The sequence below is a fragment of the Micromonospora sp. NPDC005206 genome, assembly GCF_040608175.1.
Lineage (GTDB): Bacteria > Actinomycetota > Actinomycetes > Mycobacteriales > Micromonosporaceae > Micromonospora.
The window spans coordinates 121,891-144,745 of the sequence record NZ_JBEXHU010000005.1; the positions used below are offsets into that span (position 1 = coordinate 121,891).

At 74.4% G+C, this 22,855-nt stretch carries 22 protein-coding genes; 17 read left to right on the forward strand and 5 right to left on the reverse strand.

The genetic code is table 11. From position 1 onward, the window contains the following. Positions 1–234: 234 nt before the first annotated feature. Positions 235–582, forward strand: a complete 348-nt coding sequence (locus ABZU69_RS08720) for a hypothetical protein (protein WP_354963776.1) — start codon at positions 235–237, stop codon at positions 580–582. Next, positions 579–986 carry a hypothetical protein gene (locus ABZU69_RS08725; protein WP_354963777.1) on the forward strand — a complete coding sequence of 136 codons (408 nt, stop codon included), beginning with the start codon at positions 579–581 and terminating at the stop codon, positions 984–986. Before ABZU69_RS08720 ends, ABZU69_RS08725 begins: the two co-directional genes overlap by 4 nt. A gap of 86 nt (positions 987–1,072) precedes the next feature. Here ABZU69_RS08725 and ABZU69_RS08730 read toward each other — a convergent pair whose 3' ends face one another. The 3 genes from ABZU69_RS08730 to ABZU69_RS08740 form a co-directional block, all read right to left on the reverse strand. Then, positions 1,073–1,897, reverse strand: coding sequence for an ABC transporter permease (locus ABZU69_RS08730; protein WP_354963778.1), 825 nt, complete (start codon positions 1,895–1,897; stop codon positions 1,073–1,075). Beyond that, positions 1,894–2,829, reverse strand: coding sequence for an ATP-binding cassette domain-containing protein (locus tag ABZU69_RS08735; RefSeq protein WP_354963779.1), 936 nt, complete (start codon positions 2,827–2,829; stop codon positions 1,894–1,896). Before ABZU69_RS08735 ends, ABZU69_RS08730 begins: the two co-directional genes overlap by 4 nt. A gap of 141 nt (positions 2,830–2,970) precedes the next feature. Then, the gene (locus tag ABZU69_RS08740; RefSeq protein WP_354963780.1) at positions 2,971–3,618 is read right to left on the reverse strand and encodes a hypothetical protein; all 648 of its coding nucleotides are present in this window, start codon (positions 3,616–3,618) and stop codon (positions 2,971–2,973) included. 154 nt (positions 3,619–3,772) lie between these two features. Between ABZU69_RS08740 and ABZU69_RS08745 the strand changes: the two genes are divergently transcribed. The 9 genes from ABZU69_RS08745 (at position 3,773) to ABZU69_RS08785 (ending at position 13,103) form a co-directional block, all read left to right on the forward strand. After that, positions 3,773–4,552 (forward strand): GNAT family N-acyltransferase, encoded by a 780-nt coding sequence (locus tag ABZU69_RS08745; RefSeq protein ID WP_354963781.1) that lies wholly within the window; start codon positions 3,773–3,775, stop codon positions 4,550–4,552. Next, entirely contained in the window at positions 4,549–5,475 is a 927-nt protein-coding gene (locus ABZU69_RS08750) for a lysophospholipid acyltransferase family protein (protein ID WP_354963782.1), read from the forward strand. The genes ABZU69_RS08745 and ABZU69_RS08750 overlap by 4 nt, the downstream gene beginning before the upstream one ends. 142 nt (positions 5,476–5,617) lie before the next feature. After that, positions 5,618–6,442 carry a DUF4097 family beta strand repeat-containing protein gene (locus ABZU69_RS08755; RefSeq protein ID WP_354963783.1) on the forward strand — a complete coding sequence of 275 codons (825 nt, stop codon included), beginning with the start codon at positions 5,618–5,620 and terminating at the stop codon, positions 6,440–6,442. After that, positions 6,439–7,050: a PadR family transcriptional regulator gene (locus ABZU69_RS08760; protein WP_354963784.1), complete on the forward strand. Its 612-nt coding sequence runs from the start codon at positions 6,439–6,441 to the stop codon at positions 7,048–7,050. The genes ABZU69_RS08755 and ABZU69_RS08760 overlap by 4 nt, the downstream gene beginning before the upstream one ends. A gap of 97 nt (positions 7,051–7,147) precedes the next feature. Further along, positions 7,148–7,849: a response regulator transcription factor gene (locus tag ABZU69_RS08765; protein WP_030336721.1), complete on the forward strand. Its 702-nt coding sequence runs from the start codon at positions 7,148–7,150 to the stop codon at positions 7,847–7,849. Then, entirely contained in the window at positions 7,846–9,405 is a 1,560-nt protein-coding gene (locus tag ABZU69_RS08770; RefSeq protein ID WP_354963785.1) for a HAMP domain-containing sensor histidine kinase, read from the forward strand. Before ABZU69_RS08765 ends, ABZU69_RS08770 begins: the two co-directional genes overlap by 4 nt. A gap of 63 nt (positions 9,406–9,468) precedes the next feature. Continuing rightward, positions 9,469–11,043 carry a trypsin-like peptidase domain-containing protein gene (locus tag ABZU69_RS08775; RefSeq protein WP_354963786.1) on the forward strand — a complete coding sequence of 525 codons (1,575 nt, stop codon included), beginning with the start codon at positions 9,469–9,471 and terminating at the stop codon, positions 11,041–11,043. A 178-nt stretch (positions 11,044–11,221) separates the two neighbouring features. After that, positions 11,222–11,893: a BON domain-containing protein gene (locus ABZU69_RS08780; RefSeq protein ID WP_354963787.1), complete on the forward strand. Its 672-nt coding sequence runs from the start codon at positions 11,222–11,224 to the stop codon at positions 11,891–11,893. A gap of 154 nt (positions 11,894–12,047) precedes the next feature. Further along, positions 12,048–13,103, forward strand: a complete 1,056-nt coding sequence (locus tag ABZU69_RS08785) for a glycosyltransferase family 4 protein (protein WP_354964007.1) — start codon at positions 12,048–12,050, stop codon at positions 13,101–13,103. A 31-nt stretch (positions 13,104–13,134) separates the two neighbouring features. Here the strand turns inward: ABZU69_RS08785 and ABZU69_RS08790 are convergent, their stop codons facing one another. Together ABZU69_RS08790 and ABZU69_RS08795 are read right to left on the reverse strand one after the other, a co-directional pair. Beyond that, entirely contained in the window at positions 13,135–13,503 is a 369-nt protein-coding gene (locus tag ABZU69_RS08790; RefSeq protein WP_354963788.1) for a hypothetical protein, read from the reverse strand. 62 nt (positions 13,504–13,565) lie between these two features. Beyond that, positions 13,566–14,468 carry a serine/threonine-protein kinase gene (locus tag ABZU69_RS08795; protein WP_354963789.1) on the reverse strand — a complete coding sequence of 301 codons (903 nt, stop codon included), beginning with the start codon at positions 14,466–14,468 and terminating at the stop codon, positions 13,566–13,568. 165 nt (positions 14,469–14,633) lie between these two features. On the opposite strand from ABZU69_RS08795, the gene ABZU69_RS08800 reads away from it, so the two are divergent. The 6 genes from ABZU69_RS08800 (at position 14,634) to ABZU69_RS08825 (ending at position 22,828) form a co-directional block, all read left to right on the forward strand. After that, entirely contained in the window at positions 14,634–15,467 is an 834-nt protein-coding gene (locus ABZU69_RS08800; RefSeq protein WP_354963790.1) for a patatin-like phospholipase family protein, read from the forward strand. Then, complete coding sequence (locus ABZU69_RS08805; protein ID WP_354963791.1) at positions 15,467–16,483, forward strand: 1-acyl-sn-glycerol-3-phosphate acyltransferase; 1,017 nt, start codon at positions 15,467–15,469, stop codon at positions 16,481–16,483. Before ABZU69_RS08800 ends, ABZU69_RS08805 begins: the two co-directional genes overlap by 1 nt. Positions 16,484–16,492: 9 nt before the next feature. Then, complete coding sequence (gene cutA, locus ABZU69_RS08810; protein WP_354963792.1) at positions 16,493–16,813, forward strand: divalent-cation tolerance protein CutA; 321 nt, start codon at positions 16,493–16,495, stop codon at positions 16,811–16,813. A 48-nt stretch (positions 16,814–16,861) separates the two neighbouring features. Further along, positions 16,862–20,308 (forward strand): hypothetical protein, encoded by a 3,447-nt coding sequence (locus ABZU69_RS08815; protein ID WP_354963793.1) that lies wholly within the window; start codon positions 16,862–16,864, stop codon positions 20,306–20,308. 131 nt (positions 20,309–20,439) lie between these two features. Next, entirely contained in the window at positions 20,440–21,492 is a 1,053-nt protein-coding gene (locus tag ABZU69_RS08820; protein WP_354963794.1) for an acyl-CoA desaturase, read from the forward strand. 184 nt (positions 21,493–21,676) lie between these two features. Continuing rightward, positions 21,677–22,828, forward strand: a complete 1,152-nt coding sequence (locus ABZU69_RS08825) for an FHA domain-containing protein (RefSeq protein WP_354963795.1) — start codon at positions 21,677–21,679, stop codon at positions 22,826–22,828. Positions 22,829–22,855 lie beyond the last annotated feature (27 nt).

Below are 22,855 nucleotides of genomic sequence, written 5' to 3' on the forward strand. Positions count from 1 at the left end.
TGTGTCACGCGGTGTCCGTCGCGCCCGGTTCGGAGCACGGACAGGACGGCTCCCAGGCTACGCCGTACGGATCCCGCAGGCATTTCCGCCTCGGCCGCGTGGTCCGATTCACAGAAGATGCCAGAAGTTCAGCAAGTGCTGCGGGTCGGCCCGAGGGCTGATAGGTCGGCCGGCGCCGGCGCCTGAGTACCGGTACGGATGTCCGCACGGGCGCTCCTCGGCAGGATCGGCCGCATGGATGACACGGGGGAACGGAAGCGGTACGGCCCGAGCATGGCGGTCGCGTTCGGTTGGTACGCCACCGCGATCGCGGCGGTGGTGGTGGGTGTGAACAGCGTGCCGAGCGCCCCGCGGCGGGACTGTTCGGCGATGTTCAGTTGCCTCTCCCCGATGGAGTCACTGGCGCTGGCCGGGCTGGTCTGGGGCGGGCCGGTGCTCGTCGGGTTGCTGATCGTCACGGCGGTGATCAACGCGCTGTTGGTCCGCCGGATCACCTCGCCGGTGCTGGCCGGCACTCTGTCCGTGGCGGTCAGCCTCGCGGTCTGCGCCGTCGTGGCCGCCGCGTACCTGGGCCGGTCGTGAAGCGGCTCGGGCTCGGCGGGCTCTTCTTCGCCTGGCTCTACGGGGTGCCGTTCCTGCTCGTGGTGGCCCTGATCCGGCGGACGTCCACGCCGTACACGCCGACCCAGGACGTGGCGCGGGCGTTCGGCGCGACGACCGACGCCCTGCTGACCGCCGGGCTCCTGCTGAACGCGGCGCTGCCGCTGGCCGGCCTGCTGCTCGCCGGGTGGGCGGGGGAGCAGGGCTGGCGGCGGCACTTCGGCTGGGCGTTCGGTGGGATGGCGCTGCTCTACGTGGCGGTCGCGCTCGCCGGCAGCATGGCCACCAGCACCCTGGTCGGCCACACCCCGGCCGACCAGGAGCCGGACCCGCCGGTCGGCCACTGCGTCCCGATCAGCGGTGGCCGGGGCTGCCCGGGCGGGTGAGTCGACGGAGCCGGGGCCGGCGGGGTCGGGGGTCCGGGACGCCCCGGGGTGGCGACCGAGCCGCCGCCACCCCGGGACGATCCGGGTCAGGAGATGTCGCGCCGGCGCATCAGCAGGGTGCCGACCAGGCCGGTGATCACCGCGTACCCGATCAGCACGAGGGCGCCGGCCCAGCGCGGCGGGTTGCCGGGGATGTCCGCCCCGGTGACCATCAGCGACGAGGCGAGCGACGGCACCAGCAGTTGCAGGTTGTTGATCCAATCGCCCCAGCGGGCGGCCAGGATGCTGATCACCACGATCGCGCCGATCGAGCCACCCAGGTAGAGCAGGATGCCGGTCACGGTCGCGCCGATCTGGCTGCGGATCAGCACCCCGATGCCGACGCCGAACACCGCCCAGAGCAGGTACGCGAGCAGGTTCAACCCGATCGCGCGCCAGGCCGCGTCGTTGCCCAGTTGCGAGCCCACCCCCACGGCGTTCAGCACCGCCGCACCGGCGAGCAGGTTGAGCGCCGTGGTGACCAGCCAGAACAGCAGCGCCAGCACACCCGCCGCGGCGAGCTTGGCGCTCATCACGGCGGTGCGGTGCGGCGTGGTGAGGAACGTGGTGGTCACCGTCTGGTGGAAGAACTCACTGGTCACCACGATGATGCCGAGCAGCATCACGATCAGCAGACCGAAGAACTGCCCGGTGGTGAACAGGTTCGACGAGAGGGCGTCCGGGCTGGCCGCGGCCGCCAGGGTGTCGACCTGGTCGGGTGGCACGTCGCCGAGGTTCCCGCTCGTCAGGGCATCGGCCTGCAACCAGTTGATGAGCAGGGTGAGCGCCCAGAGCGGCAGGCTGATGAGCGCGAAGATCCACCAGGTGTTGGTGGTACGGATCTTGAGCAGTTCGGCTCGGATCAGGTTCATCGGATGCCCGCCTTTCCGGCCGTCAGCTCCAGGAAGACCCGTTCCAGGTCGGGCCGTTCGGTGGTCAGTTCGTGCAGCTCGACCCCGGCGGCCAGGGCGGCGCGGCCGATCGTCGGGGCGTCCACCCCGCCGACCAGCAGGACACCCTGCTCGTCGGTGTCGACGGTGGCCGACTGCGCCTTCAGCGCGGTGATCAGCGCCTCGGTGTGCGGGGTGCGGACGCGGACCCGAGCGCCCTGCGCCATCGACCCGAGGACCTGGTCGACCGGGCCCTGGCGGACCAGCTGCCCGGCCGCGATGATCACCACGTCGTCGGCGAGCAACTGCATCTCCGACAGCAGGTGGCTGGAGACCAGCACGGTGCGACCCTCGTGGGCGAGGTTCTTGAGGAACCCGCGCATCCACCGGATGCCCTCCGGGTCGAGCCCGTTCGCCGGCTCGTCCAGGATCAGCACCCGGGGGTCACCGAGCATGGCGGCGGCGATGCCGAGCCGCTGCTTCATGCCGAGCGAGTAGCCCTTGAACTTGCGCTTCGCCGCCGGGGTCAACCCGACCAGGGCCAGCGCCTCGTCGGCCCGCTGCCTGGGCAGCCCGGCCGCCGCGCAGATCACCCGCAGGTGGTTGATGCCGGTGCGGCCCTTGTGCGCGCTGGACGCCTCCAGGATCGCGCCGACGTGCCGCAGCGGGTCGGAGAGGTCGGCGTACCGGTGGCCGCTGATGGTGGCCGTACCGGCGGTCGGCGTGACCAGGTTCAGCAACATGCGCAGCGTGGTGGTCTTGCCGGCGCCGTTCGGGCCGAGGAAGCCGGTCACCCGTCCCGGCGCGACGGTGAAGGACAGGTTGTTCACCGCCCGGACGTTCTTGTACTGCTTCGACAGACCGGACACCACGATCTGACCGTCGCTGGTGGGGCTTCGCTGCCCGTCAGTCATCGTTCTCCTCCCGTGTGTGGCGTCGAGGTACGCCGTGGCACAGCGTGACGGCCCCGGGCAACAAGGTCAATCAGGCGCGGTCCGTACGGCGTGGTCCGCCTCGGGGTGGAGGCGGGTCCTCCCTGCGGACGACGGAGCGGTTCAGCGGGAGATCCAGGTGGCACGGGCCAGGCCGAGCAGCGCGCCGTCCGGTCCGTACAGGCTGGTGTGCACGAGGGCCTTGCGCCCATCGGCGCGGATCAGCGCACCGGTCACCACGCACTCGTCGCCCGGCTCCGGCAGCGCGGTGACCACGGCGGCGATCCGGCCCAGCAGGTACGGACGGCCCGGCGCGAGCACCGTCCACCCACCCGGACAGTCCAGCGCCGCCCAGACCGTGGCGTCGCTGACCCTCTCGGGCGCCCGGAACGGCGCGGCGGTCCGACCGTCCGGCAGGCGGCCAGGGAAGATCCGCAGCCCGTCGGCCCGGTGCGGACCGCAGACGTAGCAGTCGGGGAACGGGTGCTCGACCAGCCCGGGGTAGCGGCTCGCGGCGTCGATCGCGGTGTCCCGGTCGACCGGCGGTACGACGGCGTCCACCGCCCCGTCCGGGCGTACCTCGGCCACCAGCTCGCCGGCCGGGTCACGGACCTCGCCGTCGACCATCCTCAGCGCCGTCTCCAACGGTGGTGGCCGGCGCAGCGTCACCTCGACGGGGCCGGGGCCGCCGGCCTCGGCGGCGAAGACTCCGGCGCTCCAGCCGCCGTTGCCGGAGCCGGACGGCCCGTTGTAGCGGGACTCGATGCGCATCGTCGACCTCCGGTGTCGGGGCGTGCCGGCGCCGTCGCCGGGTCCGTCCGGCAGCCTCGCACGGCCGCCGTCGGGCGCATCCGCCGGCCGGCGTTCACCCGAGCGACACCGGTGGTCACCTTGGATGGCAACCCGGGGCACCTACACAGATCCCATGGCTGTTCTGCATGCCGCTGGCGCACCCCTGACGACCAGCGGATACACCCTGCTGATCGCCGACGACCCAACCCAGGTCGCGGCCGCGCAACGCCTGCGTCACGAGGTGTTCGCCACCGAGCTCGGCGCCACCCTCCGCCCGGGTGAGGCCGGGATGGACGTGGACCCCTTCGACGCCCACTGCGACCACCTGATCGTCCGCCAGGAGAGCACCGGCGAGGTGGTCGGTACGTACCGGCTGCTGCCGCCCGGTCGCACCAACCGTCGGTACGCCGAGGGCGAGTTCGACCTCGCCGCGCTCGACCCGCTGCGCGACGACCTGGTCGAGGCTGGGCGGTCCTGCGTGCACCCGGACCACCGCTCGGGCGCGGTGATCAACCTGATGTGGGCCGGCATCACCCGGTACCTGCACCTGCGCGGCTCACGCTGGCTCGGCGGCTGCGCCTCGGTGCCGGTGGCCGACGGCGGTCGGGCGGTGGCCGAGGTGTGGGCGCAGGCCCAGGCCCGGCACCTGGCGCCGCCTCCGCTGCGGGTCCGCCCGCTGCGGCCCTGGTTCGCCGAGCCGGCCGCCGGCGCTGGCCCGGTGGCCGCCGCCGATCCGGTCGGCCGCGCGGCGGTGCCGCCGCTGCTGCGTGGCTACCTGCGGCTCGGCGCGTGGATCTGCGGCGAGCCGTCGTACGACCCCGACTTCGGGGTCGCGGACTTCTACGTGTTGTTCTCGCTGGACCGGATGAACCCGCGCTACCTGCGGCACTTCCTGGGCGGGGAGGAGCGGTGACCGCCGCGCCGCACGACCTCTGGCGGCCCTCGTCCGGCTGTGACGAGGGGTGCCTGCCGGCGGCCGGCGAGGTGCCCACGGTGCCGGTGGCCCGCCGGGTGCTCCGGTTGGTCGCGGCGGCCGGCATGCTGCTGGCCGGGGTGGGCCTGGTGGTGCTGCTGCCCCTGCTGCCGGCACCGGAGCGGCAGGCGGCGGTCCGTGGCTGGGCCCGGGGCACCGCGCGCGCCTTCGGCGTCCGACTGGTGATCCGGGGCCGACCGCCCCGGCGGCGTGCGCTGCTGGTCGCCAACCACGTCTCGTGGCTGGACATCCTCGCGGTGCTGGCGGTCGCGCCGACCCGGATGGTGGCGAAGCGGGAGATCCGCTCCTGGCCGGTGGTGGGCCTGCTCGCGGCGGCGGCGGGCACGGTCTTCGTGGACCGGTCCCGGCCGCGGGCGCTGCCGGCCACCGTGCGCCGGGTCGGCGACGCGCTACGCGCCGGCCGCTCGGTAGCGGTCTTTCCGGAGGGTACGACCTGGTGCGCCGGGGACCGCGCGGTCGACTGCCGTCCCGGCGGCGGGTTCCGGCCCGCGACGTTCCAGGCGGCCATCGACACCGGCAGCCCGGTGGTGCCGCTGCGGCTCGTGCACCGGTGCGAGGCCACCGGGACGGCCACCACGGCCGGCGCCTTCCTCGGCGCGGACACCCTGCTGCGCTCGGTGGCCCGGGTGGTCGCGGCGCGGGAACTGGTGGTGACGGTGACGGTCGGTGCCGCGCTGCATCCGGCCCGCGACGCGGATCGGCGGTTGCTGGCCCGGGCCGCCGAGTCGGCCGTACACCTGCGGCCCCCGCCGGGTGCCGGGGCGCGGGCCCGGAGAACCACGAGCCCGGCGGCTCCCGTGCTGTCGCCAGCCGCCGGCCGGGAGCTGGACCTGGCGGCCTGAGGGGAGCGGCCGCCCGGTCGGCGCATGCCCGGGCCGGACGGCCCGGCAACATCGCGACAGTCTTGTGCTGTCGCGATGTATCGCGTTACTGTTTCTCTCGGCGGACGCGCATCGGCGCGTCGTCGAGGGGGAGGAGGACGCCATGACCGGATGGACGGTCGACAGCCCACAGCGGCTCACCGTGGACGGCCCGGTCAGCCGGCTGGACGTCCGCCTGGTGAGCGGGCGGCTCAACGTGGTCGCCACCGACGGCCCGGCCCGGGTCGACGTCACCCGGGTCGGCCGCCGACCCGTCCTGGTCACCCACTCCGACGGTCGGCTCACCATCCGCCAGGAGCGCGGCCGGGGCTGGGCGGACGCCCTGCGGTGGATCCGGTCGATCACGCGGTACCCGCGAGTGGACGTCTCCGTGGCGGTGCCCGCCGACGTCGTCGCCGACCTGGGGCTGGTCGCAGGCTCGCTGGTCGCCTCCGGGCTGCGCCGGGAAACCACGGTCGACGTGACCGCCGGGCAGATCACCCTGATGGGGTTGCGGGGCAGCACCTTCGCGAAGATCACCTCCGGGCCGGTGGAGGCGCTCGGCGTGGGCGGCGACCTCAGTCTGGAGACGGTCTCCGGTGAGGTGATCCTCGCCGACAGCGCCGCTGACCGGGTGCGGGCGCAGACCGTTTCGGGAGCCATCACCTGCGACCTGGACAACCCCCGCCGCAGCGAGATCCGACTCACCACCATCTCGGGCAGCATCACCGTCCGGATCCGGGAGGACAGCGACCTCGACGTACGCCTGCACACCACCTCGGGCCGGATCACCAGCGGGTTCCCCCAGGTCCGCACATCGACGTTCCCGCTGGCCAACAGTGTGGGGGTGCTCGGCGCCGGCGAGGGTAAGCTCTGGGCGTCCGCGACCTCGGGGAGCATCGCCCTACTTGCCCGGCCGGTGGACGACGACCAGGAGGAGTTGCCGTGACCGCCGTGTTCAGCCACGGCCGGCTCCGGCTCTACCTGCTCAAACTCCTCGACGACGGTCCGAAGCACGGCTACGAGCTGATCCGCCTGCTGGAGGACCGGTTCCTCGGGCTCTACGCGCCCAGCGCCGGCACCATCTACCCCCGCCTGCAACGGCTGGAGGCCGAAGGGCTGGTCACGCACACCGCCGCCGGAGGCCGCAAGACGTACGGCATCACCGACGCCGGCCGCGACGAGCTGCGCCAACGGGCCGGCGAGCTGAGCACCCTGGAGGCGGACATCGCCGCCTCGGTGGCGGACCTCTCCACCCTGGCCGGCGAGATCCGCAGCGAGGTGAGCGGCTCGGTGCGCGACCTCAAGCGGGAGCTGAGCGCGGCAGCCCGGCAGACCCGCCGTACCCGTTGGGAGCCTCCGGCCCCGCCGCCCGGTCCGGCGGCGGCGAACGGCCCCCGCGCGGGACTGCTCGACGAGCTCGACCAGCGGCTGGCCGCGTTCACCGTCGAGGTCGGCCGGCTGGCGCGGGCCCGGCAGTTCAGCGACACCCAGCTGCGTACCGCGATCCGGCTGCTCGACGGCGCGCTGGACGGGCTGCGTCGGCTGCTGCGCTGACCGGCGGTGCCGGCCAGGTCGGGAGCGGCCGACGACTCACAGGATTTTTGCAGGAAGCATCCAGCGCCGGTGCAGTGAGGTCACCGATGATGGGCACATGCCCGCTACCCAGACCGAGGCGCGACTGCTCGTCGTCGAGGACGACCCGAACATCCTCGAACTGCTCTCCGCGAGCCTGCGCTTCGCGGGCTTCGACGTGGCCACCGCGACCAGCGGCAGCGCGGCCCTGAACGCCGCCAAGGACCACCGACCCGACCTGGTCGTGCTCGACGTGATGCTGCCGGACCTCGACGGCTTCGAGGTCATCCGGATGCTCCGCGAGGGCGGTACGCGTACCCCGGTGGTCTTCCTGACCGCCCGGGACGCCACCGACGACAAGATCCGCGGGCTGACCCTGGGCGGCGACGACTACGTCACCAAGCCGTTCAGCCTGGAGGAGCTGACCGCCCGGATCCGCGCCGTGCTGCGCCGCACCACCACCGGCGAGCAGGCCCCGTCCCGGCTCACCTTCGCCGATCTGGAGCTGGACGAGGAGACCCACGAGGTGCACCGGGCCGGGCAGCGGGTGCAGCTGTCGCCGACCGAGTTCAAACTGCTGCGCTACCTGATGCTCAACGCCAACCGGGTGCTGTCCAAGGCGCAGATCCTCGACCACGTCTGGAACTACGACTTCCGCGGCGACGACAACATCGTCGAGTCCTACATCTCCTACCTGCGGCGCAAGGTCGACACCACCCAGCCCCGGCTCATCCACACCCTGCGCGGCGTCGGGTACGTGCTGCGCAAGCCGGCGGCGTGAACGGGGTCCAGCAGGCGAAGGGGCGGCTGCGGGCCGTACCACTGCGGATCAAACTGGTCGCCTCGGTGCTGGCGTTGGTCGCCGGCGCCCTGGTGGTGATCAGCGTCTCGACCGCGTACTTCCTGCACAACTACCTGGTCGACCAGATCGACCTCGAACTGCGCAACTCGGCGGACCGGATCCAGTTGCCGTCGTCGAAGGAGGTCTACCTGCCCAGCGACTACGTTGTCGTGGTGACCAGCCCGACCACTGGCAAGGTGCAGGACTACGCGTACGACACGTCCCGCTTCACGCTGGCGGATCTACCGCCGTGGCCGAGCGACGCGGCCGGGTTCGAAGCGCAGGAGGCGGCACAGAAGGACAGCCCGCGCACCGTCCGCGCCCGGGACAGCTCGGTGCGCTGGCGGATGCTCTACACCGAGCTGCCCAACGGCCAGAGGGCGGCGATCGGCGAGCACCTGACCGACGTCGACCTCGCCGTCAAGCGGTTGGCCTGGATCGACCTGCTGGTCGGCGGGTCGGTGCTGATCATGCTGGCCTCGGTGGGCGCGGCGATCGTGCGGACCAGCCTCAAGCCGCTGGTGGAGATCGAACGGACCGCCGCCGCCATCGCCGGCGGTGACCTGACCCGCCGGGTGCCCGACCCGGAGCAGGGACAGGAGCATCCCACCTCCGAGCTGGGCCGGCTCTCCCGGGCGCTGAACGCGATGCTCACCCAGATCGAGGCGGCGTTCACCGCCCGGGCCGCTTCGGAGACCGCCGCGCGCTCGGCCGAGAGCGCCGCCCGGGACGCGGCGGTCGCCGCGCAGGCGTCCGAGGCGCGGGCCCGGCGGTCCGAGGAGCGGATGCGGCAGTTCGTCGCGGACGCCTCACACGAGTTGCGGACCCCGCTGACCACCATCCGGGGCTTCGCCGAGCTGTACCGGCAGGGCGCGGCCCGGGCACCCGAGCAGACCGCCGGCCTGCTGCGCCGGATCGAGGACGAGGCGGCCCGGATGGGGCTGCTGGTGGAGGACCTGCTGCTGCTCGCACGGCTGGACCGGGAACGGCCGCTCTCGCTCGCCCCGGTGGAGCTGCCGGTGCTGGCGTCCGACGCGGTGCAGGCCGCCCGCGCGATGGCCCCGGACCGGCGGATCGAGCTGGAGATCGAGCCCGGCTCGGGCCCCCTGGTCGTCTTCGCCGACGACGCGCGGCTGCGTCAGGTGATCGGCAACTTGGTCACCAACGCGCTGACCCACACCCCAGCGGACGCCAAGGTCAGCCTGCGGCTGCGCGCCGAGCCGGGGAACCTCGCCGTCGTGGAGGTGGCCGACACCGGCCCCGGGCTCTCCCCGGAGCAGGCGGAACGGGTCTTCGAGCGGTTCTACCGGGCCGACGCGGCGCGGACCCGGCGGGCCGACGGCAACACCGGCACCGGCCTGGGCCTGGCCATCGTGGCGGCGTTGGTCGCCGCCCACCACGGCGCGGTCGAGGTGGTGGAGACCCCGGGCGGCGGCGCCACCTTCCGGGTCCGGCTGCCGCAGGTGCCACAGGACGACGGCGGTGCCGGCGAATGACTTTTCAGGCAACTTTCAGGACGGTTCCAGGTTGGTCGCAGTGGCCGGGGAGAAGGTAGTTCCATGACCGAGTTCGAGTCCGACCCGCAGCGCCGGCCGGCCCCCACCGACGCCGACCCCACCGCCGAGCTGCCGCGCGACGAGCGCGCGCAGTCCGACTCCCCGACCACCCCTGTTCCGGTCGTCCCGACCACCGGCGACACGGTGACCGCCGCGAACCCGCCCGTGCCGGCCGAGCCCGCAGCGCCCGCGGGATACGCCGGCCAGCAGGCCAGCGCACCGCCGGCCGCCGGGCAGCCGACCGGGTACGAGCCTCCCGCCGGCACCCACTCCGCGCCGCCGTACCCGGTCTCCGGCCAGCCGGGCTACCCGCAGCCGACCGCCGCCCGGTACCCCGGCGCCCCGTGGTACCCCGGCCAGCAGTCCGGCTGGGCCGGCGGGGGCCAGCCGGGCATGGCGTACCAGCAGCAGCACCAGCAGCACCAGCAGCACCCGGGGCAGCACCAGCAGTACCAGCAGCACCCGGGGCAGCCTGTGCCGCCCTGGGGCCCGCAGGCCACGCCGCCCGGCACCGGGCCCCGGCCCGGCCGGATCGCCAAGTTCGCCGGCGCGGGCGTCGCCGTGTTCGCCCTCATGCTCGGCTCCGGCGTGGCCGGTGGCGCGCTCGCGCTCGCCCTCGACGGCGACGGTGGTGGCGTCACCCGCACCTACTCCGCGGCCCCGGTGCTCAACAGCGCCGACCTGCCGAAGATCGCCGCCGCCGTGCAGGACAGCGTCGTCTCCATCGCCACCACCAGCGGCGAGGGCTCCGGCGTGGTGCTCAGCGCCGACGGCTACGTGCTCACCAACAACCACGTGGTCGCCTCCGCCGCCGGTGACACCGTGCAGGTGGTCTTCGCCGACGGCAAGAACGCGCAAGCGAAGATCGTCGGTACCGACCCGAAGACCGACCTGGCCGTGGTGAAGGCCGACGGGGTGAGCAACCTCAAGCCGGCCACCTTCGGCGACAGCGACGGCATGCAGGTTGGCGACCAGGTGCTCGCCCTGGGCAGCCCGCTCGGCCTGCAGGGGTCGGTGACCGCGGGCATCCTCAGCGCCCGGGACCGCACCATCCGGGCCGGTGAGGGCCAGCCCCAGGACCCGAACCAGCAGGGCCAGGCGGTCAGCTCGATCTCCGGCCTGCTCCAGACCGATGCCCCGATCAACCCCGGCAACTCCGGTGGCGCCCTGGTCAACACCCGTGGCGAGGTGATCGGCGTCAACACCGCCATCGCCACCTCCGGGCAGAGCACCGGCAACATCGGCGTCGGGTTCGCGATCCCCAGCAACAAGGCCAAGGACGTCGCGGGCAAGCTCCAGCGCGGCGAGAAGGTCAGCCACCCGTCGCTCGGGGTCGGCGTCAACCAGGCCGAGGGCGGCGGTGCCCTGGTCGCGTCGGTCACCCCGGGCAGCGCTGCCGACAAGGCCGGCTTCCAGCGGGGCGACGTGATCTCCCGGTTCGGCGACAAGGCCGTCAACGACTCCGACGACCTGGTCGGCGCGGTGCAGGCCGGCAAGGTCGGCGACCGCGTCCAGGTGCAGTTCAAGCGCAACGGCACCGAGAAGACCGTGACCGTGACGCTCGCCGAGACGTCCTGACCGATATCTGAACCTGCCTCCTCCCTCCGGCGGCGGGTGGCGGGGCCAAGGGGGTTGGCTCCGTCACCCGCCGCTCTTTTCCGCCCTGACGGCGGTTCACCCGATCCGGGTGAACCGCCGTCACCCGTACGCCGGGCACGGTCGGCAGGCGATCCGGCGACGTACGGGGGTGGATGCCATGAGCACGGCGACGGATGTCCGCGACGACCAGCGGATCCAGCGCGACGTCCTGGCCGAGCTGGCCTGGGACGCGCGGCTGCAACCGAACGAGATCGGCGTGACCGTCGACCAGGGTGTGGTCACCCTGACCGGATTCGTGGACGGGGCCGCCCGCGGCTGGGCGGCGATCCGCTGCGCGCAGCGGGTCCGCGGGGTGCGGGTGGTCGCCGACGAGATCGAGGTGCGGCTGCCGGGCACACCGGGGCGTACCGACGCCGAGATCGCCATCGCCGCCAGCCGGGCGCTGGAGTGGGACAGCTTCGTGCCGGCCGAACGGCTGGACGTGACCGTGGCCAACGGCTGGCTGATGCTCCGCGGCGAGGTCGAGTTCGGCTGGCAGCGCCGCACCGCGGAGGGGGAGCTGCGCCGGTTGGACGGCGTACGGGGGATCACCAACCTGGTCGAGGTGCGTCCGCCGGCGCCACCGGCCGGTGACCGGCTGCGCCGGGACGTCCAGCGCGCGCTGCTGCGGACGCTCGGCGGCGACCGGGTGACGGTCGAGGTGGACGGCGACACGCTGGTCCTCGCCGGGGTGGTCCGCTCGTGGTGGGAACGCGACCAGGTCGAGCGGGTGGCCTGGTCCGCGCCCGGGGTGCGGGTCGTGCACGACCAGCTCCTGGTCGGCGGGTGATCGTCCGTCTTGTCCGGTTTACCGGCGACGACATGGGGAAACCGCCGCGGACCATTCCGACCGGCGGCGACACCGGGCCGGGGAGCGACGGGGAGGACTCGTGGCCGTGAACCACCCGCCCGCCCGTGCCTCGGAGCGGCCGTTGCGCATCGCGATGGTGGTGCCGCCGTGGCTGTCCGTGCCGCCGCCCGGCTACGGCGGCCTCGAGCAGGTGGTCGCCGGGCTGGTGGACGCGCTGACCGGGCACGGGCACGCGGTGACGCTGTTCGGTGCCGGTGTACACCACGGCACCGCCGCCGGTGACTTCGTCTCCACCGTTCCGGAGGTCCAGTACCCGCGACTCGGCGAGTCGTTGCCCGAACTGGCCCACCTGGCCCGGGTGAATCGGATGATCACGGCCGGCGATTTCGACGTGATCCACGACCACACCACCATCGGCCCGCTCGTGGCCGGTCGCCGGGCGGTGCCGACGGTGGCGACGGTGCACGGCAACCCGGTGGGGGAGTACGGCGACGTGCTCGGTGAGGTGGACCGGGGCGTCGCCCTGGTGGCCATCTCGCACGCCCAGCGCCGGCTCAACCCGGTCCTGCCCTGGGCCGGCACGGTGCACAACGCGCTGGACCTGCGCGGGTTTCCGCGCAAGTTCGCGCCCGGTCCCGGGCCGGTGCTGTGGCTGGCCCGGTTCAGCCCGGACAAGGGCCCGGACGTCGCCATCCGGGCGTGCCGGGCGGCCGGGCTGCCGCTGCTGCTGGCCGGCAAGTGCAACGAGCCGGCCGAACGCCGGTACTACGAGCAGGTCGTCGCGCCGCTGGTCGGCGACGACGTGACCGTCGTGTTGAACGCCGACCGCGCGGAGACCCTGCGGATGTTGGTCGACGCCCGCTGTCTGATCATGCCGATCCAGTGGGAGGAACCGTTCGGCATGGTGATGTTGGAGGCGATGGCCACCGGGACTCCGGTGGTCGCCTTCGACCGGGGTGCGGTGCCGGAGCTGGTCCTGCCCGGAGTGACCGGTCTGGTCTGCGAGCAACCGGAGGAGCTACCCGCGGCGTTGCTCGCGGCGAAGGGGCTCGACCCGGCGGCGTGCGTGGCGCACGTCGCGGAGAACTTCTCGGTCGAGCGGTTGGCGTACGGCTACGAGGAGGTCTTCCGACGCGTACTCGCCGGCCGGCACGACGTCCGCGAGTCGGTCCGGGTGGCGGCCCGCTGACCGGCCCGCCCCGCTGCCGTCGGAGCCCGGATCAGACCCGGGCGGCACCCAGCTCGGCGATGGCGGCGTCCAGCCGCTCCGCGTACGCCGGACTGATGCCGCCCTCGCCCAGCCGGACCGTGACCTTCTCGCGCAGCCGGGCCACCGGCGGGGCCAGGTCGTTGCGACCGGAGCCGACCGCGGCGGTCAGGTTACGCAGCTCGTTGCGCAGGTCGAGGCCGACGTCGGCGCGGATCTCCCCGGCGGTCAACCCGGCGCCGATCAACCCGTCGACCCGGTTGACGGCCTCCACCAGGCTGCCCGGCCCGGCGGAGGGCGAGCCGGTGCTCCGTGGTGCCGGCGGCGCCGCGGCCGGGGCGGACGACTCGGTGACCGGCGGGCCGCTCGACGCGGTCGGCACCGGACCGGTGGTGGGCTGCGTCCGCGGTGTCGCCCGCTGCTCGGGCAGCAGGGCCGCGACGGTCAGCCGCCGGCCGCAGGGGCGGGGGTTGCCGGCGGCCGGGGCGGCGTGGGTGCCGGGGTGGTGTCGGTCGGCAGCAGGTGCTCACGCAGCACCGTGGCGACCTGCCGGGCGGTCGACCGCTCGGCCGGATCCCGGGCAAGGCTGCGCAGGCAGACCCGGGCCACCTCAGGGGGCAGCTCCGGCAGCCCGGCCAGCGTCGGCGGCGGGCCGCTGGCCAGCGCGTCGCTGAGCTGCTCCCAGGTGTCCGCCAGGTAGGGGACGCGGCCGGTCAGCGCCTCGTGCAGCAGTACGCCGAGTGAGTACACGTCGGTCGCCGGCTGGGCGGGCGCGCCGTCGAGCCGTTCCGGGGCCACGTACGCCGGGGTGCCGAAGGTGCCGCCGTCCTCGTCCTCGTCGGGAGCGCCGATCCGGGTGGCGATGCCGAAGTCGAGCACCTTGACGCCCACCTCGGTCATCATCACGTTGGCCGGGGTGATGTCCCGGTGCACGATGCCGAGCCGGTGCGCGGCGGCCAGCGCGTCCGCGACCTGCGCGCCCACCCGGACCGCCTCGGCCCACGGCAGCGGGCCCTCGGTGAGCCGCAGCTTCAACTCCTCACCGCTGAGCAGCTCCATCACCACGAAGGAGGTGATGGCGCCGTCCGGGGCGACGGTCTCGCCGTAGTCGTGCACCGAGGTCACGTGCGGGTGCACCAGCTGGGCGGCGGCCCGGGCCTCCTCGCGCACCATGTCCCGGAACCGGGCGTCGGCGGCCAGCGACGGCGCGAGCACCTTGAGCGCGACGACCCGGTCCAGCACCTCGTCCCGTGCGCGCCAGATGACCGACATGCCGCCGGCGCCGATCTGGTCGACAAGCCGGTACCTGCGGGCCAGCAACCGGCCCGCGTGCAGTGCTGCCTTCACGGATCGCACCTGCCTCGGGGTGGGAGCGGTATCAGGTTGCGCGAATGCGTCCGGGCTGTCAACGGTCGTCACTGTCCGCCCCTCGATCCGCGCCGGTCGGGTGCGCCCGCCACCGCGCGGCGGTGGCCGACCGGTCGGCGGCACGCCCGTGCCAGGATGGGTGGCATGGCGGGGGGACCGGTGGCGTTCGTACTCGGGGGCGGGGGAGTGCTCGGCGCGGTCGAGGTGGGCATGTTGCGTGCCCTGTTCCGCGCCGGGATCCAACCCGACATGGTGCTCGGCACCTCGATCGGCGCGGTCAACGGCGCGCTGGTCGCGGCCGACCCGTCGGAGGCGGTGACCGACCGGCTGGTCCGGCTCTGGGCCTCGCCGGAGGCCAGCGAGGTGTACGGCGACTCGGTCGCCCGGCAGCTGCGCCGCTTCGCCGCCCGGACCCACCTGCACTCGCCCCGGCCACTGCGCCGCGTGCTCGAAGCCGAGCTGGGTGTGGACACCACCTTCGCCGACCTGCGGGTGCCGTTCCGCTGCTGTGCCGCGCACATCGAGCGGGCCGCCGAGCACTGGTTCGACAGTGGCCCCGTGGTGCCGGCCGTGCTCGCGTCGGCCTCGGTGCCGGGGCTGCTCCCACCCACCGAGATCGACGGTGCGCACTACGTGGACGGTGGCATCGTCAACTCCATACCGATCGGCGAGGCGGTGGCCGTCGGCGCGAAGCAGATCTTCGTCCTTCAGGTGGGCCGGATCGAACGGGAGCTGACGCCGCCCCGGCGGCCGTGGGAGATCGCGCAGGTGGCGTTCGAGATCTCCCGCCGGCACCGGTTCTTCCGTGAGTTGGCGGCGCTGCCCGAGGGGGTGGAGGTGCACGTCCTGCCGACCGGTGGGCTGAACCCGCGCGACGACACCCCGTGGGCGTACCGCGACATGGCGGCGGTGGGGCGGCGGATCAGCCGCGCGTACACCGCCTCCCGACGCTACCTCGCGACCCACGTGGTGCGGTGATGCCGCTGCCGCCCAGGTGGCTGCGCCGGTTGCTGTTCGCCCCCGTTGTGGTGCTGCTCGCGGTCACCGTGGTGACCACCCTGCCGGTCTGGGCGCTGCTCGCCGCGGCCGCCTCCCCGCTGGTCCCGGGCCGGTTGCGCCCACTGCGGCTGTTCTGGATCGGTTGCGTCTATCTGGTCTGGGACGCCGCCGCGCTGCTCGCGCTCTTCGCGCTCTGGGTCGCCTCCGGCTTCGGCTGGCGGAGCCGGTCGCCGGCCTTCCAGCGCGCGCACTACCTGCTGGCCGGCTGGTTCCTGCGGGCCCTGTTCTGGCAGGCCCGTTGGACACTGCGGCTGCGTATCGACGTGGTGGGCACCGACCCGGACACCGCGCTGCCGGGCCGGCCCGAGTTGGTGCTCTGCCGGCACGCCGGGCCGGGCGACTCGTTCATCCTGATCCACGGGCTGGTCAACTGGTTCAACCGGGAGCCCCGGATCGTGCTCAAGGACAGCCTCCAGTGGGACCCGGCGATCGACGTGCTGCTCAACCGGCTGCCCAACCGGTTCATCGCGCCGACACCGGAGCGCGGCGAGGAGACGGTGCGCCAGGTCGGGCACCTGGCCACCGGCCTGGACGACAACGACGCGTTCGTGATCTTCCCGGAGGGCGGCAACTTCACCCCCAAACGGAGGCTGCGTGCCATCGCCCGGCTGCGCTCCCTCGGGCTGGAGCGGATGGCGTTGCGCGCGGAGCGGATGCGGCACGTGCTCGCCCCGCAGCCCGGCGGGATGCTCGCCGCGCTGGACGCCGCCCCGGACGCCGGGGTCATCTTCGTCGCCCACACCGGGCTGGACCGGATGCTCACCGTCGCCGACGTGTGGCGGGAACTGCCGATGGACAAGCGGATCGTGATGCGGTTCTGGTCGGTGCCGCCGGAGGACGTACCGACCGGACGGCAGGAACGCATCGACTGGCTCTACGACTGGTGGGCGAAGATCGACACCTGGATCGCGGCCAACCGGGACGGCGCCGCGTAGGGTGCGGTCGTGGACCAGATCTGCGTGGTGACGACGGTGGTGGATGCCCGTTCGGTCGCCGACCTGCTGGCGGCCGCAGCCGTCGCAGGACGGCTCGCCGCCTGCGCCCAGGTCAGCGGCCAGGTGGACAGCACCTACTGGTGGCGGTCCGGGGTGGAGACCAGTACCGAGTGGTCGGTGCAGTTCAAGACCGCGCCCGACCGGCTCTCCGCGCTCGTGGACCAGATCCGGACCAGCCACCCATACGAGGTTCCGGAGATCCTGGTGTCCAGGGTGGAGAGTGGCGACCCCGGTTACGCCACCTGGGTGCACGAGCACACCCGCCCCTGAGTACGCGCACTCTGGGCTCGCCCCCGGTGGCGCTTCGAGAATGACCGCGTGGATGACACCGGCTACCCCTGCCCCGCCTGCGGCGCCCCGGCCGACCTGAGCGCCGGCTGCGGCGGCTGTCGCCGCCCGCCTGACCCGACCGCCGCCGAGGTGGTCCGGCTGGGCCGGGAGGTCGCGCGGCTCGGGCCCGAGGTGGAGCGGGCCCGCCGGACGTACGCCGAGCTGGCCGGGCGGCTGGCGGCCAGTTCCCGGCGCCGGGACGAGCTGGCCGCGATCGTTCGTGCCGGGGTGGCCGCGTCCGTCCCGGCGCGTCCGGTGTCCTCCACGGGGGCGGAGACGCCCAACGGGCCGGGGGTGGCGGCCTCGGCCGCCGCGGGGGCCCCGGCGCCGGGAGCGGCGGAGACGTCGACCCGGACGGTCCAGGGCCTGCTCTTCGTCCTCGGTGGACTCCTGCTGGGCACGGCGGCGGTGGTCTTCACCGCGGTGGCCTGGGCGGCGGTGGGGGTCGGTGGACGGGCGCTGATCCTGGCGGCGGTCACGGCGCTCGCCCTGGCCGTCCCGCTGGTGGCGGTCCGTCGGGGGCTGCGCGGCACGGCGGAGACGTTCGCCGCGGTGGGGCTGCTGCTGGTGGTGCTGGACGGCTACGCGGCCTGGTCGGTGGACCTGGCAGGGGTGGCCGGCTGGCCGGGCAGCAGGTACGCCGCGCTGGTCGGGGGGGCCAGCGCGGCGGTCGCCGCGGCGTACGCCCGGTGGAGCCGGTTGACCGGGCCCTGGTTCGCCGCCCTGCTGGCCGCCCAGCCGGTGCTGCCGTTGCTCGCCGTGGAGGCGCGGCCGGGCCCGGCCGGTTGGGCGCTGGTCCTGCTCGGGGTGGCGCTGCTGAACCTGGCCGTGCTGGCCGGGTTGCGCGACGGGGGAGGGCGGGCGCGGCTGGCCGGCCGGGTGCTGTCCGGGGTCGGGCACGTCGCCGCGTTGGTCGGTGCCGCCGGGTGTGCCCTGGTGCCGCTGCTGCTCGGCCGGGCGGCCGGTGCGCCGCTGCTGGCCGGTGCGCCGCTGCTGGCCGGGGGGCCGCTGCTGCTGGTGGCGCTGACCGGGCTCGGCTCGGCCGGGCTGGTCGGGGGACGGGTGCTGCGCGCGGTGGCCGCCGGGCTGCTGGTGCCGGTGCTCGCTGCCGCGCTCCTGCGCCCGGTGGCCGAACTACGGCCGTCGTCGCTGCTGATCGCGGCGGCCACGGTGGCTCTCGGGCTGGCCGGCGCGGTACGGCTGCTGCCGCCCGGCTGGCGGACCGGCCCGCGGGCCGGGGCGCTTCTGGTCGCGGCGGGCACGGTGCAGATCGCGGCGCTGATCACCGGCGGGCTGGCGGTCGCCGCCGTCGGGCGGTCGCTGCCGCCGTGGCACGGTGCCGGGACGGGGCCGGAGCTGGACTGGGGCTGGCAGGTGGCACCCGCCCTGGCGCTGGCGCTCGGCGCGTCGACGCTGCTGCTGCCCCGCGGCGCGCGGGTGGTGGTCGCCACGGCCGGCGCGGTGGTCGTGCTGCTCGCCCTGCCCGTCGGCTGGGCGGTCGCCTGGCCGGCCGTGGTGGCCGTGGACCTGGTCGGTGGGGCCGTGCTGCTGCTCGCCGTGCTGGCCCGACCGGCGCTCCGGCCGACCACACTGCTCACCGGGGCGCTCGGCGGCGCCGTCCTGCTCGGGCACGGCCTGCTGGTGGCCCTGGCCGCTCCGGCCGGTGCCCTGGTGGCACTCGGGACGATCACCGTGCTCGGCCTGGCGCTGGCCGTGCGACGGGCCGCCGGCCCGTACCGGCGGGTGGCCGGCACCGGCCTGCTGGTCGCGCAGGTCGCGCTGCCCGGGGTCGCCGCGCTGGCGCTGTTCGCCGCGGACGCGCCGCCCTGGTGGCAGGCACGGGTCGCGCTGGTCGCCGCCGGGCTTCCGCTGGTCGCGGTGCTCGCGACGCATCGGCACCGGGTGGAGCTGACGGGGTACGCGGTGAGCGGTGCCGTGGTCGCGGTGAGCCTGCCCGGGCTGGCGCCGCTCGTCGTGGCGGGAAACGAGCCGTTCGCGCCGTACGCCGCGCTGGCGGCGTTGGGCGTCGCGCTCGTCGCCCGCTGGGACCGGCCGGCGAACGGCCGGTCGGGCCTGCTGGCGGTGGCCGGCGTCGTTCTGGTGGCGGTCGCGGTGCTGGCCGCGCTGCCGGCGCTGCTGACCGCGCTCACGGCACCGTACGGCAACCGGGGTCCGGTCTGGTCGGGAGTCCCTGCGGTCGTCGCCGACCCGACGGCGCTACCGGCCGCGCTGGCGCTGGTCGTGCTGGCGGTGGCCGCCGTGCTGACGGTTCGGGCGGTCGACCCGCCGCTGCTGCGCGCGCTGCCGTTTGGCGCGGCCGCGCTGCCGGTACTGCTCGTCGCGGTCGGCGCGCCCTGGCCGCTGCTGCCGGCCGCAGTCCTGCTCGCCGGGTTGGCCGCGCTGCTGCTCGCCGCGCTGGCCGTGCCCCGCCCGGCGCTCGTGCCGATCGCCGTGCCGGCGGGGATGGTGCTGGCCGCCTCCGGCGTGGTGGGGCTGCTGGTCACCCGGGCCGGCACCCTCGCCGCCGAGGGTGCGCTGCTGGTGGCTGCGGTGGTGGTCGCCGTCGGAGCGCGAAACGTCGAGGTACGCCTCGTTGGTTGCCTCGCCGCGGTGGGGGCGGCGTCGGCGCTGGCAGTGACCGCCCCGCTCGCCGGTGGGCTGCCGCTCCGGGCAGCGGCGTACCCGTTGCTGGCGGTGGCCGCGCTGGTCCTGGCGGTCGCCGCCGCGTCGAGCCCGCCGGGGGCGGCCCGTGGAGATTCGTCGGCGCGGGCCCGGGCCGGGCGGGTGCTGGATGCCGCCGCGCAGGCCGTGGCGCTGGTGGCGGTGCTGTTCGCCGTCGAGGTGGCGCGGCACCTCGCCACCATCTGCGTGCTCTGGGGTGTCGCCGTCGCGCTGCGGCTGCTGCGCCCGGGCGAGCCGGCGGCACGGCGGTGGTCGTTCGCCGCCATCGCCGCCGGCAGCGAGCTGCTCGGGGCGTGGGTGCTGATGGCAGCCGGCGGGGTGACCGTGCTGGAGGCGTACACCCTGCCGGCTGCGGCGCTCGCCCTCGGCGCGGGCCTGCTGGCACTGCGCACCCGGCCCGATCTGACCAGCTGGCCGGCGCTCGGCCCGGGGCTGGTCGCGGCGTTGCTGCCGAGCCTGGTGTCGGTGTTGGCCGGGCCGGACCCGCAGCCGTGGAGGCGGCTGCTGCTCGGCGCGGCAGCGCTGGGCGCGGTGCTGGCCGGCGCCACCCGCCGGTGGCAGGCTCCGGTGCTGCTCGGCGGCGGGGTGCTGGCGGTGCTGGCGCTGCACGAGCTCGCCCGCGGCTGGGACCTGCTGCCCCGGTGGATCTACCTGGGTGCCGGCGGGCTGGCGTTGATCGGGCTCGCCGCGAGCTACGAGCGGCGGCGGCGCGACCTGGCCCGGCTGCGCGACGCGGTGGCGCGGCTCGGCTGAGCGAATGGGGGGTAGGGCTCGCCCTACCCCCCATTCGGGGGTTGTCCGGGTTACTCAGAGCAACTGATCCCGGGAGACTTGAGTCGGCCCGGTCCACCCCGGTACGGGCGTGAGCGGGAACGGGAGCAGCAATGGCGCTCGGAGCGGTGGCGGAACCGCCGGTACGACGGCGAGGCAGTGACTACGCACAGTTGTCCCGACGGATCAGCCAGGCGGGCCTGCTGGAGCGGCGGCCCGGCTGGTACGTCGCCCGCATCCTGCTCACCCTCGGCGCCTTCGTGGCCGGCTGGGTCGCCGTGTTCCTCGTCGGCGACTCCTGGTGGCAGCTGCCGCTCGCGGCCGTGATGGCGGTGGCCACGACCCAGGTCGCGTTCCTCGGTCACGACGCCGGGCACCGCCAGATGTTCCGTCGACGGGGTCCCAGCGAGCTGGTGGGGTTGTTCGCCGGCAACGCGGCGGTGGGACTGAGCTACGGCTGGTGGGTCGACAAGCACAACCGGCACCACGCGAACCCGAACCACGAGGACGAGGACCCGGACGTCGGCGCGGGCGCCCTGGTCTGGACGCCGGAGCAGGCGCTGGAGACCCGAGGTTTCGGTCGCTGGATGGCCAAGCGGCAGGCGTACTTCTTCTTCCCGATGCTGTTCCTCGAGGGCCTGAACCTGCACGTGGCGAGCATCCGGGCGATCGTCGGCCGGGGCCCGGACGGCCGGTACGCCACGCCGATGCGGCACCGGGCGGTCGAGGCCGGCCTGCTCCTCGCGCACACCGCCGGTTACGTGGCGCTGCTGCTGGCTGTCATGTCGCCCGGGAAGGCACTGGTCTTCGCCGCCGTGCACCAGGGGCTGTGGGGCCTCTACATGGGCTGCGCGTTCGCGCCGAACCACAAGGGCATGCCGATGCCGACCGCTGAGGACGAGCTGGACTTCCTGCGCAAGCAGGTGCTGACCTCCCGCAACGTGCGGGGCAGCCGGTTCGTGGACACCGCGCTCGGTGGGCTCAACTACCAGATCGAGCACCACCTGTTCCCGAACATGCCCCGGGCCAACCTGCGCCGGGCCCAGCCGATCGTCCGCGCCTACTGCGCCGAGCAGGGCATCTCGTACGCCGAGACCGGGCTGGTCGAGTCGTACCGGCAGGCGCTCGGCCACCTGCACGAGGTGGGCCAGCCGCTGCGCGGCTGAGCACGGAGGCCGCTGAGCCGCCCGACACCCCGCCACCGCTGGTCGATGCCGCTCGCCGACCCCGGTAGGGTCGGCGCATGGCAGACCTGCTCACCGCGGAAGCGGTCCGAGACGACCTCGGCGGGGTCACCCACCGCGACATCGACCTCGCCCGCCGGATCGACGAGTTCATCCGGAGCGCCCGATGAGGTTCGAGATCAGCAAGGTGCTGGACGCCATCGAGGGTCGCGTCTGCACCGACCCGTCGCTGGTCCGGGCGGTGCTCGACCTGGCCGAGGTGATTCGCTACCAGGACATCGACGGCGGCCGGCCGGCCAGCCTGCTGCGGCTCGGCATGGTCATCGACGCGCTCTCCCGTGAGCTGGAGGAGGACAGCGTCCAGGTCTACGCGGTGGTGCACCGGGCACTGCTCTCCGACGCCGATCTCACCTCCAACGAGCGGATGGTGGTCCGGCGCTGGGCCGACGACGGGCTCGTCGAGGTGCTCGACAACCCGGGCGACCGGATGCTGGAAGTCGCCGACCTGCTTGGGCTGCCGGTGCTCAGCCGGGTCCGCTTCGACGGGCTGCGCGGGCGGTTCCCGTGGCTGGTCGAGCAGCCCGGTCGGTTGCTCGCCCCGGTGCCCGGTGCCGGCGGACCGGCGTTCATCGCGCACGTCGGGGGCGGGCACTCGCCGGTTGCCGGCACCCGCTCGCCAACCGGGGCGAAGCTGCTGGCCCGCCAGTGGCGCTGCCCCGAGCCGGGCTGCGCGCTGTTCGGTGGCGGTGGTGGAGGCGGCGCGTTCGCCGACCTCGCCCGGGTGGAGCGCAGCCCGGCCGGGCAGCCGCCGCCCGCGCTGCGCGGTGGCGTACCGACCTGCCCCCGGCACGGCGCACGGCTCGGCGACGGCGGGCCCCGGCCGCGTACGGAGGTGCTCGCGGTACGCGTCGGCGGCCTGGTCCGGCGGCGGTTCGTGCTCAGCGAGGAGCAGCCGGTGCTGGCCGGCCGGGCCCCGGAGCAGGACGGCGGGATCATGCTCGGGCAGTGGCTCAACGACGAGGCCCGACGGTGGATCAGTCGTGGCCACGTCCGCTTCGAGCTGCGGGTCGGCGAGGTCGTGGTGACCGACGTCAGCACCAACGGCTCGGGCATCCGGCCGGCCGGCTCGATGGCCGAGGCGGACCGCATCGCCCTGGCGCCACAGCAGTCCCGGGTGCTGGGTGAGGGCGACATGGTGGAGCTCTACCCCGGGGTGCAGATCGGCCGGGCCGAGGAACTGCCCGCCGGCGCCCCGTTCACCCCCACCTCGGTGATGGCCGAGGCCCCCACCATGGCGATGCGCCTACCCCGCCCCTGACGCGAAAGGCGGGCGTCGGTCCCGACG